Genomic DNA, 18,359 nt, shown 5'->3' with positions numbered 1-18,359 from the left:
TCACACTGTGTCATGCGACACCGTGCGCTTATGCGGTTTTACCAGTCGTTTCCAACTGCTATCCCCCTGTATGAGGCAGGTTACCCACGCGTTACTCACCCGTCCGCCACTAAATCGGCCGGAGCAAGCTCCAGCTTCAATCGTTCGACTTGCATGTGTTAAGCACGCCGCCAGCGTTCATCCTGAGCCAGGATCAAACTCTCATTAAAAAGTTTGTAAATCCTATGTCAGAAATCATACTAGCTTGTATTTTTCCTAACCATCTTTACTGTTATTGGTTTGTTGGATCTTTGATATCATCTCTGATCCGACGTTCTTGAAATTCTTGTTTGGAATTTCAGGGTTGTCATGTTGTTAATTTTTCAAGGTTCTTTATGTTTTCGCCTCTCAGCGACAACTTCTAAATACTATCACATTCATCTCTCAATGTCAACAACTTTTTTCATCTTTTTTCAAGTCATTTCGTCAGCTCTTATGAACTGATTTCGTATCATAACCGGGTGATTATATAACGAATAAATCTCAAAATCTGATGCTTTACAGATGTTCCTGACACCGTCTCACGCGACAGCTTTTATAAGATACCACCATCATTTGGCAAAGTCAAGCACTTTTATTGAATTTTACACGAAATAATTTTGGCCACAATACCAAATGATACTGTGGCCATGCTCACCGCTATTATCGTGCTTTATATGATTGAATATTTTCTTCTATATATACTCCAGTGCCTGCTGTATATTTGCGACACCTACCACCTTCATGTCTCCAAGGTCTTTCATCTTCTTCACATTGTCCAGATTGGATCTCGGTATGATACAGGTCTTAAATCCCATCTTTGCGGCCTCGCGTACTCTCTGCTCAGCACCTGACACTCCACGCACTTCGCCTGAAAGTCCCATCTCTCCAAACATGACCATATCAGAAGGTATGGCACGGTTCTTGAAGCTTGATACAAGAGCAAATACTATTCCCAGATCTGCCGACGGATCATCAAGGCGCATACCTCCGGCTATATTCACATATGCATCACAGCCCGCCATAACTATGCCGCCTCTCTTCTCAAGAACAGCAAGCAAGAGATTTACCCTGTTGTAGTCGAGTCCCACACTTGTTCTTCTTGGCAGATTGAAGCTTGACTGGCACACCAGAGCCTGGATCTCAAGCAATATCGGTCTTGTTCCTTCCATTGTACATACTACTACAGACCCGGATGTGTCATCAGGTCTTCCATCCAGCATAAGCTGTGACGGATTCTTCACCTCTGCAAGTCCGGTTCCCTTCATCTCAAATACACCGATCTCATTTGTCGAGCCAAATCTGTTCTTTACTGCACGAAGGACCCTAAACCCGGCATTACGCTCGCCCTCGAAATAGAGAACTGTATCTACCATATGTTCAAGGGTTCTTGGGCCTGCCACGGTTCCCTCTTTAGTAACATGTCCTACTATGAATATGGCGATCCCTGTCTGCTTCGCCATCCTCATGAGTCTGGCTGTAACTTCCTTTACCTGGGATACACTTCCCGGTGCAGACTCCACGTCATCCGTAACTATGGTCTGTATGGAATCTATAACAATGACCTTTGGAGTGTCCTTCTTGACATACTCCTCCACATCCTCGAGATTGTTGACACAGAGAAGCAGCATATCCTTTGTAAAATTTCCGATACGCTCTGCCCTCATCTTTATCTGTGAAAGGGACTCCTCACCTGACACATAAAGTATCTTCTGTCCCATCTCTGACATATTCCTGCACATCTGCAGCAATATGGTGGATTTACCTATACCCGGATCTCCTCCCACCAGCACAAGGGATCCGCTCACTATCCCGCCGCCTAATACTCTGTTTAATTCGCCTATTCCTGTGGTAAAACGCGTCTCATCGGTGGTCTCCACCTCCAAAATGCTTGTAGGCGCCACGACAGCCCTTCTACCGGACTGGCTCTTGGCGCCTACTGTCACTTTCTCCTCGCAAAATGAATTCCACGCTTTACAGCCGGGACACTGCCCCATCCATTTTGTCGATTCGAATCCACATTCCTGGCAAAAAAACACCTGTTTTCCTTTTGCCATAAATATCTCCTGTGTATGCTATATTAGTCAAATGCTCTCTTAACATCAACCTTGACTGGTCTGCCCTCTTCAAGATCTACGCTTATGCTCATCTTGCCACCGAGGTTGGTCTTGTTCTTGCCGACATATACATCGTCTACGTGAACCTTGTACTCCGTCTCAGGCTCAAGCTCAAGTGTGATGGACGCATTCTCTGGTCCCTCAACTACAAATGTAACATCGTTCTCATCAGCCTTGAAACCATGTACTGCTGTTCCCGGTACTGACTCATATACGAACATTCCGTTCTTCTCAAGCTTTGTGATCTCGTTGAAAGTCTTTATCTTGTAGATATCTCCCTGGAACTCAAAACCGTCCTTCTTGGTCTTTGCTCCAAGCTCATAATTACCGAATTCCAATGACTCCCCCTGTGCATTTATCAATTCATTTACTACTGACATTGATCTTATCCTCCTGTTGTTTTTGTATGATCTGAACTCTATCGCAATAATATCCTGATATATATCAATAATCTCTGTATACTATCCGTTAGTGATTTTCATTATACAGTAATGCATCCTTTTTTTCTACAAAATTATGCATTTTCACCAATATTTCATATTAATTTCTACTGCTTAATTTTCCGCACTTGGCACTACTGTATATCATGCTCACATCACAAATATCTAATCCGACATCATTCCTCTGTCTTTTGTTTCGCTGTAAGTGATATTTTCTCAGTGGTTTTTCCGTCGGCTTCCTTCTTTTTCTTCGTTGACACTGTGACTGTATCACCTTTTTTGACATCACCTCTAAGCATCGCCTCCGCAAGCACATCCTCCACATATGTCTGGATAGCCCTTTTGAGTGGTCTTGCTCCGTACTTCTTGTCATAGCCTTTTCCAAAGATATATTTCTTTGCATGGTCGGTGAACTTAAGCTCAATATCCATCTGTGTCTGGACACGGTTCTTAAGTTCCTTTAACATAAGTCCGGTTATATCCTTTACATTTGCCTCGCTCAGGGCATGGAACACGATTATGTCGTCTATTCTGTTCAGGAACTCCGGCTTGAAGGTTCTCTTGAGCTCATCCATTACATTGCTCTTCATCTTCTCATGTTCCTTTGTCTCATCGCTTACCGTGACAAATCCAAGCTGCTTAGGGTCAACTATACCCTGTGCCCCTGTATTGGAGGTCATGATTATGATGGTGTTCTTGAAATCCACCTTTCTTCCCTGGGAATCCGTTATGTGTCCGTCATCAAGTACCTGAAGGAGAATGTTGAACACATCGCTGTGAGCCTTCTCTATCTCGTCAAACAGCACAACAGAATACGGATTGGTCCTGACCTTCTCACTGAGCTGTCCGCCCTCCTCAAAGCCTACATAACCCGGAGGTGAACCTATCATCTTGGACACGCTGTGCTTCTCCATGTACTCCGACATGTCAACTCTTATCAGGGCATCCTCACTTCCAAATACTATATCTGCAAGAGCCTTGGAAAGCTCTGTCTTACCGACACCTGTAGGTCCGAGGAACAGAAATGATCCCATCGGCCTCTTCGGATCCTTAAGTCCGACTCTGCTTCTCTTGATAGCACGTGATACGGCTGTAACAGCCTCCTCCTGGCCAACTACCCTCTTGTGAAGTTCACTCTCAAGGCGTTCAAGCTTCTTTGACTCCTTCTCCGTGAGCTTGCTCACAGGGATCTTGGTCCACACGGACACAACATCCGCAATATCGTTCTCCTGAACTGTGATATTTCTCTGTCTGGAAGACTGCTTTCTTGCATTCTTCTTTGCAAGCTCCTTCTGTCTCGTGCTCACCTCTGCCGCCGCCTCTATATTGCCAGCCATGAGTGCCTTCTCCAGATCGTCGTTGAGCGTTGTAAGCTCAGCCTCCACAGCCTTTTTCTTCTCATAATTATGTCTGTCCGATGAGAATCCGAGCCTCTTTCTGGAGCATGCCTCATCCATAAGATCTATGGCTTTGTCCGGCAGGAATCTGTCTGTTATATATCTGATGGACAGATCCACCGCAGCTTCAACCGCATCATCGCTTATATCGACATTGTGATGCTGCTCATAGCATGGTCTGAGTCCCTTGAGTATCTCCACTGCCTCATCCCTTGTAGGCTCATCCACGTACACCGGCTGGAATCTTCTCTCAAGGGCCGCATCCTTCTCTATATACTTCCGATATTCGTTCAGAGTCGTAGCACCTATCATCTGGATCTCGCCGCGTGACAGGGACGGCTTCAGTATATTGGACGCATCTATTGCACCCTCGGCACCGCCTGCCCCTATGAGTGTGTGAAGTTCATCCACAAACAATATGATATTGCCATCCGATATTACCTCTCCGATGACCTTCTTTATCCTGTCCTCAAACTCTCCTCTGTACTTGGATCCGGCAACCATGCTTGAAAGGTCAAGCGAAAGGAGCCTTTTACCCTTTACAGTATCCGGCACTTCATCGTGGGCTATGAGATATGCTATGCCCTCCACAACAGCAGTCTTTCCAACACCCGGCTCTCCGACCATACATGGATTGTTCTTCATTCGTCTGCTGAGTATCTGCATGACTCTCTCTATCTCTTTTGTACGTCCGATGACCGGATCCATATTGCCCATCCGTGCTTCCTGTGTCAGATCTCTGGAATACTGATCCAGTGTAGGTGTGGATGTCTTGCTCTTATTTCTCGACTTTTTCAGTGCTGCATATTCTCTCTTTGCCGTATTCGCATCGCTTCCACAGGCCAGAAGTATGTCTGTGTACACCTTCTGGATATTTACATTCTCTGATGCCATAAGCTTTACAGCTACACAGTCTGTCTCCTTTATAAGTGCCAGAAGGATATGCTCTGTTCCCACCTCCTGGGAATTGAGTCTTCTCGCCTCATACTGTGAGTCATCGAGAATCCTTCTTGCGCTCATCGTATATTTGTCTCTCTCCCCTGTGACTACTCCACCAGGTTCCAATGTATACTTCAACGCATCTATGATCTTAACTATATCCAGACCATTCTCGTTCAGAATACTGTACGCTGTTGTATCTGCTACAGATGCCAGTGCAACGATAAAATGCTCGCTTCCGACAAAATTCTGTCCAAGCTTCCTCGCCACCCTGTTTGCCTCTTTTATAACTATGTCAGATTCTTTGCTGTACGGTAATTTCATTCAGTCCACCTCAAATCTAAATAATCTAGGATTTTATGCGCTTCATTATAGCATATGTCGTCGTGCGTAAGCGCGATGACCTACGCACGCATCAGCGTGCTTCATTATAACATATATATTACAGGAATACAAAAGAGGTTTTGAGACAAATTCTCTCAAAACCTCTTCCGTAAATATATATCTATAGATTACTGCTCGTCTATAGCCTTACCTATATCATGTCTCATGTACTTGTTGTCAAATGTGATCCACTCTGTCGCAGCATATGCATTCGCACGAGCCTCGAAAAGATCCTTGCCCTTTGCTGTAACACCGAGTACACGGCCGCCATTTGTCACGATCTGATCACCGTCAAACTTTGTGCCGGCATGGAATACAAAGTAGTCATCCTTGCCGTCAAACTTCTCAAGTCCATGTATAGGATAGCCCTTCTCATATGATACAGGGTATCCGTCTGATGCAAGAACTACGCACACTGCCGCATTGTCCTCAAACTGAAGATCAACTTTATCAAGTGTTCCGTCGATACATGCCTCCATGACATCGATAATATCATTCTTCATACGAGGAAGAACTACCTGAGCCTCAGGATCGCCAAATCTTGCATTGTACTCGAGAACCTTAACACCATTTGGTGTCATCATGAGTCCGCAGAACAGAACTCCCTTGAACTCTCTGCCCTCTGCCTTCATGGCAGCCATGGTTGGCTTGTAGATGTTCTCCATGCAATACTCGTCTATCTCTTTTGTATAGAAAGGACTTGGGGAGAATGTTCCCATTCCGCCTGTGTTGAGTCCCTGATCTCCATCCTTTGCTCTCTTATGATCCTGTGCTGAAGTCATAGGCTTGATCGTTGTTCCATCACAGAAGCAAAGGACTGATACCTCACGTCCTGTCATGAACTCCTCTATTACCATGGTATTTCCGGCTGAACCAAAGTGCTTGTCAAGCATGATCTCCTTGACGCCTGCCTTTGCCTCCTCAAGGTCATTACATATGAGAACACCCTTGCCGAGTGCAAGTCCGTCAGCCTTTAAAACTATAGGGAATGTGGCTGTCTCAAGGTACTTAAGCGCTGAATCGGCATCTGTAAAGTTCTCATAAGCCGCTGTAGGTATGCCATACTTCTTCATGAGATCCTTGGAGAACGCCTTTGAGCCCTCTATGATTGCTGCATTTGCACGAGGTCCGAATGCTCTGATACCGGCTGCCTCAAATGCATCGACCGCACCTGCAACAAGCGGATCATCCGGCGCAACAACAACCAGATCGACTGCCTTATCCTTTGCAAATGCAACCAGCTTATCAAAATCCATCACACCTATATCAACGCACTCTGCAAGTGCTGCGATACCTGCGTTGCCAGGTGCACAATATATCTTGGATACTTTATCACTCTTTGAAATACTTGTAACTATAGCATGCTCTCTTCCGCCGCTTCCTACTACCAATACTTTCATGGATATTCCTCCTAATCTTCTACAACTGCAATTCCATCTTCAACATGTACTTTGCCATGGGCGATCTTGTCTATAACCGCAGGCAGAAGCTTCCACTCAGCCTGTTCCATCACACGCTGCTGCAAAACCTTTGGTGTATCTCCATTCTGTACTGCAACTGCCTTCTGCATGATGATAGGACCTGTGTCAGTACCTTTATCTACAAAATGGACCGTAGCTCCCACTACCTTGACACCTCTTGCAAGGGCTGCCTCATGAACTTTAAGTCCATAGTAGCCTGTTCCGCAGAATGCCGGTATGAGTGATGGGTGTATGTTGACTATCTTATTCGGATATGCATCTATCACTATCTCAGGTATGACCACAAGATATCCTGCGAGAACTATAAGATCCGCTCCGGTCTCCTGAAGCTTTGCGAGGAGTGCCTCGTTGAATCGAGCTCTGTCCGCGTAATCCTTAGGGCTTACGACCTCCGCTGCTATTCCCACCTTCTTCGCCCTCTCAAGAGCAAATGCATTCTTATTGTTGCTTATGACCGCAACTATCTCCGTATCTGTTATGACTTTATTATCTATGGCATCTATGATGGCCTGAAGATTGGTTCCGCCGCCTGATACCAGAACTGCAACCTTTAGCATAAGTCTACTCCCTTTTCACCAGCTACAACTGTACCGAGAACAAATGCCTTGTCGCCGGCAGCTTCTATAGCTGCAATAGTCTTATCTGCATCTGCAGGGTCTATAGCAAGACACATACCAACTCCCATGTTGTATGTGTTGTACATCATATGCTCATCTATATCGCCTTTCTTTGCGAGAAGCTTGAATATAGCCGGTACCTCATATGAATCCTTCTTAACCTGAGCACGAACTCCGTCTGGAAGCATTCTTGGGATATTCTCATAGAATCCACCACCTGTGATGTGACTGCATCCCTTAATCGTAATGCCTGCATCCTTCACTGACTTGAGAGCCTTTACATAGATTCTTGTAGGCTCAATAAGTGCCTCACCGAGTGTCTTGCCAAGCTCGTCGTAATATGTATCAAGAGATTCCTTTGTCATCTCGAAAACCTTTCTTACAAGTGAGAAACCGTTGCTGTGCACTCCACTTGAAGCGATACCTATAAGTGTATCTCCAGGCTTAATGCTCTCTCCTGTAATAAGATCCTTCTTCTCAACAACACCTACTGCAAATCCTGCAAGGTCGTACTCATCCTCAGGCATAAGTCCCGGATGTTCTGCTGTCTCACCACCTACGAGGGCAGCTCCTGACTGGTTGCATCCCTCTGCAACGCCGCTTACTATAGTTGCAATCTTCTCAGGATAGTTCTTGCCACATGCTATATAGTCAAGGAAGAAAAGTGGCTCTCCACCAGAGCATGCGATATCATTCACACACATTGCCACTGCGTCGATTCCGATGGTGTCATGCTTATCCATAATATAAGCGAGCTGAACCTTTGTTCCGCATCCATCTGTTCCTGACAGAAGTATAGGCTCTTCCATATCCTTGATCTTAGCGAGACTGAAAGCTCCTGCGAATCCACCAATTCCGCCAAGTACCTCAGGTCTCATGGTTGTCTTGATATGCTTCTTCATAAGCTCCACAGACTTGTATCCAGCTTCAATATCTACTCCGGCATTCTTGTAATCCAATTTCTTATCCTCCTGTTATCTGTTTTGTACAAGGCGCACCGGCACCTTTTCAAATATTCCAATAAATTATAGATTATATCGAATACTTTGTAAAGATTGAGATGATTACAAATTGATAATGTGGTGAACGTGTGGTATAATCACAATGTATTGTGATTATAGCTATCCGCAATATATAACAGTCGATTATACTACAGCAAAAGCAGTTACTAAAGGAGCACCCGCATGACCAACAACAGATTGAACATCGGTATTTTTACGTGTCATATTGATAACGATTACGCAACAGAGGTTTGCAAAGGAGCTGAATACGCAGCAAAGGAACTTGACTGCAATCTCATCGTATTTCCGGGCATGTTTCTGAATGCCTCCTTTTATGATCCTGCCAATCAACTGTATGATTACCAGTATAATTCGATTTTCTACTATGCACATCCTGAGTGTCTGGACGCACTTATCATCTCCGTCGGAGCTATATCATCTCTGTTATCGGAGAAGGACATGAATTCTTTCCTTTCCCATTTTGATGGAATACCTATCCTCACACTGGAGGAGAAGCTTCCGGGATATCCATGCATCAGAACAGACAATTCAAGAGGAATGAGGGATGCCATAGAACATCTCATAAAAGAACACAAGAGAAAGCATATATGCTTTGTTGCCGGCAAGGATGACAACACCGACAGCAATCTCAGACTCAAGATATACAGAGAGGTTCTCTCTGAGAACGGACTCAGCGTTGAGGACCGCATGATAATACACGGCGACTTCGCAGAATACTGTCAGGAGGAGACTGCACAGCTTCTGGATGTCAACCCGGATGCCGATGCCATCGTATTTGCAAATGATCGCATGGCAATAGGCGGTTATGCAGAACTCAAGTCCAGAGGAATACGCATAGGAGAAACCATGTCAGTCATCGGTTTTGACGATTCACCATCTTCCGTCAACATGGATCCCCCCCTCACCACAGTCAATATCAATTCCTGTGAACTCGGTTTCCGTGCAGTGTATGCGGCGGTGAGACTTGCCCAGACCGGCAACATGAAATCAGAGACTCTGGATTCCAGACTTATAAACAGACTGTCCTGTTGCTGTCACCTGTGCACAGAGAGTGACCTGATAGATGCCGGCAGACATTTACTGGATCTTGACATACCGGACATCATCGATATTCTCGACGGACGACTCTTCGGAGAGATCGCAGATTCTTTCTTTGCCTCCAAGGTCATGTCCGCATACAACAGGATACTCATTGATATAGTATCCGTGATCAAGAGCGACATTGATACGGAGTACCCACAGAACAAGATCATCGATGAACTCAAATGTATTCTCGAATCTGACCTGACCGATTTTTATTCTGTCCAGAAAACAGCATACATGTTCCGTGAACTGGCTTCCATCTTCTCAAGCTGTAAATTGTCTGCAGCCAAGAGTCTCCAGTTCAACAGACTTAACACGACCATAACCAACACCATATCACTCTTCATCTCGAATCAGCTTTACAACACGATATACGAGAACAAGATGATGGGCTGGTCATCAATATACATAACCCGTGACACCCTGACATACGGCGAGGATCTTGGCAAGACATACACATCCATCCTCCACAAGCTTCAGGGGCTGAATTACGAAGGAGCTTACATCTACACATACGACGATCCTGTGCGCATCACAGACACGGGAAGCTGGATCGTTCCAAAGTCAGTCTTCCTTCAGGCTTTCTTCAACCCGAACAATTGTCAGGTGCTTTTCGGAGAGTCCAGAAGGGTTCCTTCTGTAGAGATTTTTGACAACGAATATACATACTATGACAAGCGTTTTACATCCGTCATAGTTCCTATATTTACAAACGAGGATCACCACGGAGTGTTCATATGCAACACAGATGTGGCTCACTTCAGTTCCATATATTCCACCAGCCTGCAGCTCGGTGCAGCACTGAAATATATGTCGCTGCTCCGTGAGCAGAACATCACGCAGGAACAGCTCAGGATGTCTCTGAACGAGATCCACGAGAAGAACGAGCTTCTGAACCACCTGTCGACATCAGATGAGCTGACGGGTATATATAACAGACGTGGATTTATGGAGCGGGTTGAATACTATATCAACATTCCGTCAAACTGTGGAATGAAGGCCATACTTCTCTTCGCTGATATGGATTCACTGAAAGTTGTAAATGACAAATTTGGACACAAGGACGGTGACTTCGCCCTCAAGAACATCGCGAACATCCTGTCCCAGAGCTTTGGTCCACATGATGTCATCGGTAGAATAGGCGGCGATGAGTTCGTATGCTTTGCATTTATAGACGACTCCGATTACGTCACCGAAGTGCAGCGCAAGATCAAGGATTTCTCAGCCGAGCTGAACGCAACCTGTGGCAAGCCATACTTCATAGAGATGAGCGTTGGTGTTACTGAATTTGTCTGCGATGGAGAACAGACCATCGAGGATCTACTCTCACAGGCAGACACGGCACTTTACTCAAACAAGAGATACAAGAGAATGTCCATACTGAAGTAATCTTCAGTATCAGAACAAAGATATATTCATAAAGAGAGACAGATATTTATTTCGACTGAAATAGATATCTGTCTCTTTTTGTCCTATAGGTCTACTTTGCCTGATCCAGCGCTTCATTGAGCTTCTCTGTTCCCGGCAGGACAAATCTGCCCTTCTCGATGATCGGAACTTCAGTTCCATCCGGATGAACGGAATATATTCCTCCTATCTCATCGTAAGGTATTGTTATGTCTGTATGGCAGTTGAAATACGCCTTTGACACATCTGTTTTTCTCAGAATAGAACACTCATTGTCCTTTGCCACGATCTCCTTGCCATCAGGATTGTGGAGCACATTTTCCTCACTCCAGCTATAGCATGTATCTCCCACAGCAAAATGCGGCCCCATCTTCTCAACTATGAGGATAGGCAGTTTATACACTATGTCATATTTGTTTGCCATGACGTATGCTGTCGTATTTGTTCCTATTGCAAACTCTCCTATAGGAAGTGTATCCCTTCCGCCCAGAAGATTCTCCTTTATATACGCCTTGTTCTTCTCCGTATCCGGATAGTTGTCACATGTATAGTCCGCTATTTTTCCATCCTCAAATGTAAGCTTGAGATTCACATATTTCAGGCCGTCCAGGAATACTTCACTTACGTTTAATATTCCGTGGGTTCCGGTGAGCTTCGGTGAAGTGAACACCTCTCCAACAGGTATATTCACATCGGCTACGCAGTTCTCAAAGTTGGTCTCCTTCGATGGATCTGTCATCTCGTGCATCATAACGGTCATATCAGTCACATTTGCTCCCTGACCGACAACCCTCACGTGTTCGGCCTTATCAAGCTCATCTATCATACTCTGATGGATCGCCCTGAACAGATCATTGTCCAGTGTGTTGATCCTGACAGTATCCCTGAATATATCTCTGTATCTATCTCCGATCTCCGGCACAGGGTATGCTATTATAGTGAAGCTGCACTGATCCTGGGCTATATATTCATTTACGATCTGTGAACTCATTGTGCGGTATGAGATCACAGCCTCCTGCTGTTTCTTGTCGAGCACAGGATTCAGTTCACTGTTCTCCGGCTCAAATGGGTTCTCGCCGAACACCTCGACCACCGCAGGGCCCGCATATACTGAAGCCTCATAGGCCATATTCTTGTATGCCTGTCTGAGCACCTCCAGCTTTCTCTCCATGAGCTTCTTGTCCATGAAGAGTGCCTCATCCATCCTGTGATCGTACTCGAGCTGTCTGTTAGGAACGCTTGACGAATAACCTATCCTGTGTATAAGTCTCCTGTTGATCCTGTTTGCCGCATATCGGTAGCATATCGGCCTCAGATCCATCTGCTCAAACTGCAGTATCGCGGCTCTTATCATCCTCTCCTGTCCAAGGAAATATCGGATATTTACAGTTTTCTTCTTCGAGAGATCTATTCCGGCAGCCTCGAATCCCAGTCTGTAGCCCTCGGTGAATGTTCTTGCCATGGCCTCTATCTCTGAATCCGGCAGGGTACTCATGAAAATCGCCGTGTCGATCTCATTTTTTCCAACATACTCTCCATATCTGTACAGATACGTGACATCGCCCAAATCGCTGTTCATAATGATATCCGTCGCAAATGTGAGATCAGGGTCAAGCTGCTCTCTTATCCTGTACGTGATCCAGAACTCGGCATAATCGTTCTCAAAATAATACACAGCGGATTCCAGATCCTTCACGGAAAAATCATCCTGAAACATGAAATATATCTGGACAAACAGCTCCGCAAACAAAGTTATGTCAACCACTCTGCCCTCAAATGCGTACACTGTCATTCCTCTTATCTCGTTGTACACAAATCCCAGAAGCTGGGCGATGCGCTTTATCTCCTCTTTGTCACGGGTGTAATCCTTTGAAAACTCACCCATGATATATCTGTAATTTGCATAGCTTCTATTGTAGTTGTCTCCCAGTATGTCATTGTACAGCCCATGGTTCATCGCCTGAAGCTGATCAAGGCTCCTGTCTGGCAGTGCGTCATTTTTTACCAGTTCCAGAACATCTCCTATTCTAGCTATAAATCCGGCAACATGACTGAAATAATCTCTGTACGGCTCCTTTACCAGTGATTCATGGATTATCTGTCTCACACGTTCCATGATAAGCTCATAGCGCTCTTCTATATCATCATATTCTTCTGTAAGATTCTTATAATAATTCATCGCATGCCCTTTCTATAATCCCATCAATAAAAATATAACAGACGCTCCAAGAACTATAACATTAAGTATGATCGCCATCTTCTTGTTTGTTATACCTCCGTTGTCCGCCCTGTAGCCTATGGCCGAGAATACCAGGCCTGTAAATGCCATCAGCATCGCGCTGACCATGAGGACTCCGTACACCCTCTGTACCTTTCCCTGGGTAAGTATGGATTTTATGATGGATATGACCACAAACACTCCGCCAAATCCGCCCAGAAAGTATCCAATTATGGTGTCCGTCGGCAGACCCGGTGTTGAAACTTTGAATTCCTTACTTCTTTGCATGATATCTCCTGATAAGTTTTGCTGTAACGTAATATATACAATATCCTATGACTCCACCAAGCGTATTCATGATGATGTCATCGATATCGAACACACCCAGTTTGGTTATGTACTGCACCGTCTCTATGACAAGTGTAAATCCCAGAGAGTACAGCAGAGCCTGTACAAATGTCGTGTTCTTATTTCTCGCCCATCTGAGCAGCATACCAAACGGTATAAATGCGATTATATTGCCATAGAGATTCAGAAATACACTCATTGGCGACATCTGATCCCCGTATGTGATAAACCGCTGTATTTCCTGCAGAGGGTGAAGATTGTATCTGCGTTCATCATATCCCCCTCTGCCAAACATATCGCTGAAAATAAGAAAGTAAACGATACAGATTATATAAAGCACAAACAACACAGAGCACACAGCCCTGAGTTTTTTTCTATCTATCTGCTTCAAAATATTACTCCTGTCAGGACAGGTCTGCAACTTTACGCATCTCCATTATTCTGTCAAGAAGCATGTCTGCACACTCTTCCTTTGACATCATCGGAAGTTCACTGATACTGTCCCTTGTAATGAGAGTGAGAACATTGGTATCAACACCAAATCCCGCCCCTGCGACCTTTAAATTATTTGCCGCAATAAGATCTATATGCTTTGAATCTATCTTCTTCCTTGAATTCTCTATGAGATCCCTCGTCTCCATGGAGAATCCGCAGATGATCTGATTCTGTATCCCCTTTTCAATTCTCTGATTTCCAAGTGCAAGCAGAATATCCTTCGTTCTCGAAAGCTTGATGCTCATGTCTCCGTCAGCCTTCTTGATCTTGTGTTCTGCCACCTCTGCAGGCCTGTAATCAGCCACCGCAGCTGCCTTGATGATCACGTCCTGCTCTGTACTTCTGTCCATGACAGCCTCGTACATATCCTGAGCCGATGTTATGTCAACCACATTGACAAATCTCGGCGGTTCTATCTCCACCTTGCCTGTGACCAGGATGACGTCCGCCCCTCTGAGCATGGCCTGTCTGGCAATGGCATATCCCATCTTGCCTGTGGAGTGATTCGTTATATATCTGACCGGGTCTATGGCCTCACGGGTAGGGCCTGCCGTAACCAGAAGTCTCACCCCGGCCATATCCTTTTCTTTCGCTATGGCCTTAAGGATATAATCCTGAAGAACCTCCGCATCAGGGAGCTTGCCCTTGCCTGTGTCTCCACATGCAAGGTATCCAGTTGCGGATTCCACTATCTCATATCCATATGACTCAAGCTTCTTTATATTGTCCTGTACTATAGGATTCTCTATCATTCCGGTATTCATGGCCGGTGCTATGATCTTAGGACATTTTGCCGGCATGATCGTTGTGCTGAGCATATCGTCTGCTATTCCCCCCGCTATCTTGCCGATTATATTGGCCGACGCAGGTGCCACCATGAACACATCCGCCCTCTTTGCCAGTGCTACGTGCTCCACGTTGAACTGGAAATTCCTGTCAAATGTATCGACCAGGCATTTGTTGCCTGTGAGCGTCTCAAATGTGATCGGATTGATAAAGTTTGTTGCGTTCTCCGTCATGATGACATGCACATCCGCATGCTTTTTCACCAGCATACTTGCCAGATTGGCTATCTTATATGCCGCAATGCTTCCTGTGACTCCGAGAACTACTGTCTTTCCTTTTAACATACTGTGTATTTTATCCTTTCTTCAAAGGCTGTATTCTATAACTCAGCTATAAAGTTGTCAATCAGTCTCGCCTTGCCGAACTTGACTGCCATTGCACAGAGTACATGTCCTTCTGCCTTCTCTATGGACTGCATGGTATCCATGTTGACCATCTCTACATAGTCGATAGTTGCAAGCGGTTCAGCAGAGATGAGCTTCTTCATCTCACCAACGATCTTCGCTGCGTCTCTCTCTCCGTCAGCTATCATGTCCTGACCAAGCTTTACGGCCTTGCTGAGAACTACTGCAGCCTTTCTCTCCTCTGGTGTGAGGTAGATGTTTCTTGAGCTCTTTGCCAGTCCGTCCGCCTCTCTTATGATCGGACAGCCGACTATCTCTATATCAAAGTTCAGATCCTTGACCATTCTCATGATGATGGCAAGCTGCTGGGCATCCTTCTGTCCAAAGTATGCTCTGTCAGGTGTAACTATATTGAAGAGCTTTCCTACAACTGTACATACACCCTTGAAATGTATTGGACGTGTAAGTCCGCAGAGTGCATTTGGAAGTCCTGTCATGTTGATGAATGACACGAAGCCGTCTGCGTACATCTCCTCAGGCTCCGGATTGAATATGATGTCTGCACCTGTGCTCTCACAGAGCTTTGCATCAGCCTCAAGATCTCTTGGATAGCTCTCAAGATCCTCGTTTGGTCCAAACTGTATAGGATTTACAAATACGCTTACAACTGTTCTGTCGTTCTGCTCCACTGACTTCTTGATAAGACTCTGATGTCCCTCGTGAAGATAACCCATTGTAGGAACAAGACCAACTGTAAGTCCCTGCTTCTTCCACTCTTTAACCTGCGCTCTTACCTCATCTATCTTCTTTAAAATTACCATGATCGTTTTCTCCTTTAGTATAACTTCTCTATTACTTCATCGTCTATCTTGTATGTGTGCTCAGGGCCCGGGAATGTTCCGGCATTTATCTCATCGATATAAGCCTTAACCGCACCTCTCATAACATCGCCCACATTTGCAAACTGCTTTACGAACTTTGGAACAAAGTCTGAATACATGCCAAACATATCCTGATTTACAAGCACCTGTCCATCGCAGTAACGGCCTGCGCCTATTCCTATGGTAGGGATGCTTACTGTCTCTGTGACTATCTTCGCAAGCTTCTCCGGTACGCACTCCATTACGAGCATGAATGCGCCTGCCTCCTCAACAGCCTTTGCATCCTCTATGAGCTTCTTAGCTGCAGCCTCTGTCTTGCCCTGCACCTTGAATCCGCCAAATGCGTTGATGGACTGTGGTGTGAGTCCAAGATGTGCACATACAGGTATGCTCGCCTTGACTATGGCGCTTATCTGCGGACACATGTCCTGACCGCCCTCAAGCTTCACCGCTCCGGCACGTCCTTCCTTCATGATCCTTCCGGCATTGACAACCGCGTCATACACGCTTGTCTGATAGGACATAAATGGCATATCTGTGATAACAAGAGCATTCTTTGCGCCCCTTGCCACCGCTGCACTGTGATGTATCATATCATCAACAGTTACAGAGATCGTGTCCTCATATCCGAGGATAGTGTTGCCCAGGGAATCTCCAACAAGAATAGTGTTGACTCCTGACTCATCCACGATCTTCGCCATGGTGTAATCATACGCTGTGATCATGGATATCTTCTTGTCCGTTCCCTTCATCTGCCTGAGTGTTGCCGTCGTGTTCTTCATAATTAAATTCTCCTATTCCGTTCAGTAGACGTATCAAACCGCTATAATCTCTGTCCGGGTGCTTTCTCTCTGCCACCGGCACAAGGCATCTGGACACCGCAGCATATGCGCTACGTTCATCTCCGCTCAATGCATTCAGATGCTTTCTCACAGTTTCTGTATCGCATCTCTCAACAGGCCCTGTCAGGCTGTCAACCGTTCCCCTGTCAGCCGCCGCTTTCGCATTGCCGAGGAACAAAGGCACTATAGCCCTCTGTGCCTCCTCCGCCGAGAAGCCGCACTGTGTCAGAAGCTCCTGTGAAACCGCCAGCAGCCCTGTTACCAGATTGCTTGCAAACACCGCAGCGCCGTGATACTTCACCTTGTCGGTACCATCAATGCGCACACAGCTATTGCCGAGGGCTCTTATGACAGAACATACCTTATCGACATGTCTGTCATCTCCCTCAACTGTAAAAAATGAATTGTCCAGTTCTTTATAGGATTCGTACTTTGAACTTATTGCATACATAGGATGAATCGAATAACCAAAGGCTCCCGCCTCTGTTATACCTGAGAAAATATCTGATGTCATCGCCCCACTGGCGTGACAAATGATCCTGCCACGAATGTCAAGATCCTTTATACTCTTCCACACCTCTCCTATCTGTCCGTCAGGAACGGTGAGAAAAATAATTTCACTATACTCACACAGCTGCTCCAGGCTGTCGTACACACAGGTCTCGGTAAACTCTGCTGCAAGCTCCGCACTCTGTCTGCTGGCGCTAAAATATCCACCAACCTCCAGGCACAATGCTCCATCCGTTTTCTCTCTGACAAGCTCTCTTTTCTCTACGATATACCTGCCAAATGTGAATCCGACTTTTCCAGCTCCAATAAATCCAATCCTCATACAATCACCTGCTTAAATCTGTTGTCAGTATCCGTGTATGCGCTTCCTGTGGAAGCATGATTCAGGTACAGCTTCTTTCGAATACCATCCATCCAACATACTAACATTCCACTTTTTAATTGTAAAGTTAGTACTTAAACTTTTCTATTACTTCTTCGTTAGCTTTCATGGCAGCCTTTTCCATGTCTCTACGCTCATCCTGAAGCTTTAATCTGACTGCCTCGTTGTTGACACCGATTATCTGAAGGGCAAGATATGCAGCATTCTTGCTTCCGTTTATCGCAACTGTTGCAACAGGGATTCCTGAAGGCATCTGAACGATAGAAAGAAGTGCATCCATTCCATCAAGAGTTGCGCCTGAGAGAGGTACTCCAATAACAGGGAGAACTGTCTGTGATGCCACAACTCCAGGGAGTGCTGCCGCCATTCCTGCAGCTGCGATTATGACCTCTGTTCCGTTATTGTTAGCTTCCTCGATGAATTCTGAAAGTCCTGCGTGTGCTCTGTGTGCTGAAAGGCATCTCACATCGACCTCCACACCGTAATTCTTAAGAATTGATACTGCCGGCTCAACCTTTGGCAGATCACTTGTTGATCCCATGATAATTGCTACTCTCATTTTTCATTTCCTCTTTTCTTGTTTATTTA

At 45.4% G+C, this 18,359-nt stretch carries 15 protein-coding genes and 1 rRNA gene; 1 reads left to right on the top strand and 15 read right to left on the bottom strand.

Features of this window, described 5'->3' with window-relative positions:
• From ABUA34_RS06875 to purM, 7 genes are all read right to left on the bottom strand, one after another.
• Positions 1-209 (bottom strand): 16S ribosomal RNA (locus ABUA34_RS06875); the annotation flags it as partial.
• 504 nt (positions 210-713) lie between these two features.
• Positions 714-2,075 (bottom strand): DNA repair protein RadA, encoded by a 1,362-nt coding sequence (gene radA / locus ABUA34_RS06870; RefSeq protein ID WP_022216879.1) that lies wholly within the window; start codon positions 2,073-2,075, stop codon positions 714-716.
• Positions 2,076-2,098: 23 nt separating this feature from the next.
• Positions 2,099-2,515: a hypothetical protein gene (locus ABUA34_RS06865; protein ID WP_022216880.1), complete on the bottom strand. Its 417-nt coding sequence runs from the start codon at positions 2,513-2,515 to the stop codon at positions 2,099-2,101.
• A gap of 236 nt (positions 2,516-2,751) precedes the next feature.
• A complete protein-coding gene (locus tag ABUA34_RS06860; protein ID WP_349823060.1) occupies positions 2,752-5,235 on the bottom strand; it encodes an ATP-dependent Clp protease ATP-binding subunit in 2,484 nt (827 codons plus the stop codon).
• A gap of 188 nt (positions 5,236-5,423) precedes the next feature.
• On the bottom strand, positions 5,424-6,695 hold the full coding sequence (gene purD, locus ABUA34_RS06855; protein WP_022216882.1) for a phosphoribosylamine--glycine ligase: 1,272 nt from the start codon (positions 6,693-6,695) through the stop codon (positions 5,424-5,426).
• An 11-nt stretch (positions 6,696-6,706) separates the two neighbouring features.
• Entirely contained in the window at positions 6,707-7,333 is a 627-nt protein-coding gene (purN, locus tag ABUA34_RS06850) for a phosphoribosylglycinamide formyltransferase (protein WP_055146784.1), read from the bottom strand.
• A complete protein-coding gene (gene purM, locus ABUA34_RS06845; RefSeq protein ID WP_022216884.1) occupies positions 7,327-8,352 on the bottom strand; it encodes a phosphoribosylformylglycinamidine cyclo-ligase in 1,026 nt (341 codons plus the stop codon). Before purM ends, purN begins: the two co-directional genes overlap by 7 nt.
• A 225-nt stretch (positions 8,353-8,577) precedes the next feature.
• On the opposite strand from purM, the gene ABUA34_RS06840 reads away from it, so the two are divergent.
• Complete coding sequence (locus ABUA34_RS06840) at positions 8,578-10,887, top strand: diguanylate cyclase (RefSeq protein ID WP_118018433.1); 2,310 nt, start codon at positions 8,578-8,580, stop codon at positions 10,885-10,887.
• Positions 10,888-10,978: 91 nt separating this feature from the next.
• Here the strand turns inward: ABUA34_RS06840 and ABUA34_RS06835 are convergent, their stop codons facing one another.
• The 8 genes from ABUA34_RS06835 to purE all read right to left on the bottom strand — a co-directional run bounded on the left by ABUA34_RS06835 (position 10,979) and on the right by purE (position 18,330).
• Positions 10,979-13,084, bottom strand: coding sequence for an aminopeptidase (locus tag ABUA34_RS06835; RefSeq protein WP_349823059.1), 2,106 nt, complete (start codon positions 13,082-13,084; stop codon positions 10,979-10,981).
• Positions 13,085-13,096: 12 nt separating this feature from the next.
• Positions 13,097-13,411, bottom strand: coding sequence for a hypothetical protein (locus tag ABUA34_RS06830; RefSeq protein WP_015535076.1), 315 nt, complete (start codon positions 13,409-13,411; stop codon positions 13,097-13,099).
• Complete coding sequence (locus ABUA34_RS06825; protein WP_055223402.1) at positions 13,398-13,862, bottom strand: VanZ family protein; 465 nt, start codon at positions 13,860-13,862, stop codon at positions 13,398-13,400. Before ABUA34_RS06825 ends, ABUA34_RS06830 begins: the two co-directional genes overlap by 14 nt.
• Before the next feature lie 13 nt (positions 13,863-13,875).
• Positions 13,876-15,096 (bottom strand): bifunctional phosphopantothenoylcysteine decarboxylase/phosphopantothenate--cysteine ligase CoaBC, encoded by a 1,221-nt coding sequence (gene coaBC, locus ABUA34_RS06820; protein ID WP_349823058.1) that lies wholly within the window; start codon positions 15,094-15,096, stop codon positions 13,876-13,878.
• A gap of 35 nt (positions 15,097-15,131) precedes the next feature.
• On the bottom strand, positions 15,132-15,977 hold the full coding sequence (gene panC, locus ABUA34_RS06815) for a pantoate--beta-alanine ligase (RefSeq protein ID WP_015535078.1): 846 nt from the start codon (positions 15,975-15,977) through the stop codon (positions 15,132-15,134).
• A 14-nt stretch (positions 15,978-15,991) separates the two neighbouring features.
• Positions 15,992-16,819, bottom strand: coding sequence for a 3-methyl-2-oxobutanoate hydroxymethyltransferase (gene panB / locus ABUA34_RS06810; protein ID WP_015535079.1), 828 nt, complete (start codon positions 16,817-16,819; stop codon positions 15,992-15,994).
• Positions 16,746-17,711: a Rossmann-like and DUF2520 domain-containing protein gene (locus tag ABUA34_RS06805; RefSeq protein ID WP_349823057.1), complete on the bottom strand. Its 966-nt coding sequence runs from the start codon at positions 17,709-17,711 to the stop codon at positions 16,746-16,748. The genes panB and ABUA34_RS06805 overlap by 74 nt, the downstream gene beginning before the upstream one ends.
• Positions 17,712-17,838: 127 nt before the next feature.
• A complete protein-coding gene (gene purE / locus ABUA34_RS06800) occupies positions 17,839-18,330 on the bottom strand; it encodes a 5-(carboxyamino)imidazole ribonucleotide mutase (protein ID WP_015535082.1) in 492 nt (163 codons plus the stop codon).
• Positions 18,331-18,359 lie beyond the last annotated feature (29 nt).

Source organism: Coprococcus sp. RTP21428st1_C9_RTP21428_210409 (assembly GCF_040227395.1).
Classification (GTDB): Bacteria; Bacillota; Clostridia; order Lachnospirales; family Lachnospiraceae; genus Coprococcus; species Coprococcus aceti.
This window is presented reverse-complemented; position numbering and strand designations above follow the sequence as displayed.

Coding starts and splice junctions, on each gene's coding strand:
- radA (WP_022216879.1), bottom strand. CDS start 2,075: ATGGCAAAAGGAAAACAGGTGTTTTTTTGCCAGGAATGTGGATTCGAA.
- ABUA34_RS06865 (WP_022216880.1), bottom strand. CDS start 2,515: ATGTCAGTAGTAAATGAATTGATAAATGCACAGGGGGAGTCATTGGAA.
- ABUA34_RS06860 (WP_349823060.1), bottom strand. CDS start 5,235: ATGAAATTACCGTACAGCAAAGAATCTGACATAGTTATAAAAGAGGCA.
- purD (WP_022216882.1), bottom strand. CDS start 6,695: ATGAAAGTATTGGTAGTAGGAAGCGGCGGAAGAGAGCATGCTATAGTT.
- purN (WP_055146784.1), bottom strand. CDS start 7,333: ATGCTAAAGGTTGCAGTTCTGGTATCAGGCGGCGGAACCAATCTTCAG.
- ABUA34_RS06840 (WP_118018433.1), top strand. CDS start 8,578: ATGACCAACAACAGATTGAACATCGGTATTTTTACGTGTCATATTGAT.
- ABUA34_RS06835 (WP_349823059.1), bottom strand. CDS start 13,084: ATGAATTATTATAAGAATCTTACAGAAGAATATGATGATATAGAAGAG.
- ABUA34_RS06830 (WP_015535076.1), bottom strand. CDS start 13,411: ATGCAAAGAAGTAAGGAATTCAAAGTTTCAACACCGGGTCTGCCGACG.
- coaBC (WP_349823058.1), bottom strand. CDS start 15,096: ATGTTAAAAGGAAAGACAGTAGTTCTCGGAGTCACAGGAAGCATTGCG.
- panC (WP_015535078.1), bottom strand. CDS start 15,977: ATGGTAATTTTAAAGAAGATAGATGAGGTAAGAGCGCAGGTTAAAGAG.
- panB (WP_015535079.1), bottom strand. CDS start 16,819: ATGAAGAACACGACGGCAACACTCAGGCAGATGAAGGGAACGGACAAG.
- ABUA34_RS06805 (WP_349823057.1), bottom strand. CDS start 17,711: ATGAGGATTGGATTTATTGGAGCTGGAAAAGTCGGATTCACATTTGGC.
- purE (WP_015535082.1), bottom strand. CDS start 18,330: ATGAGAGTAGCAATTATCATGGGATCAACAAGTGATCTGCCAAAGGTT.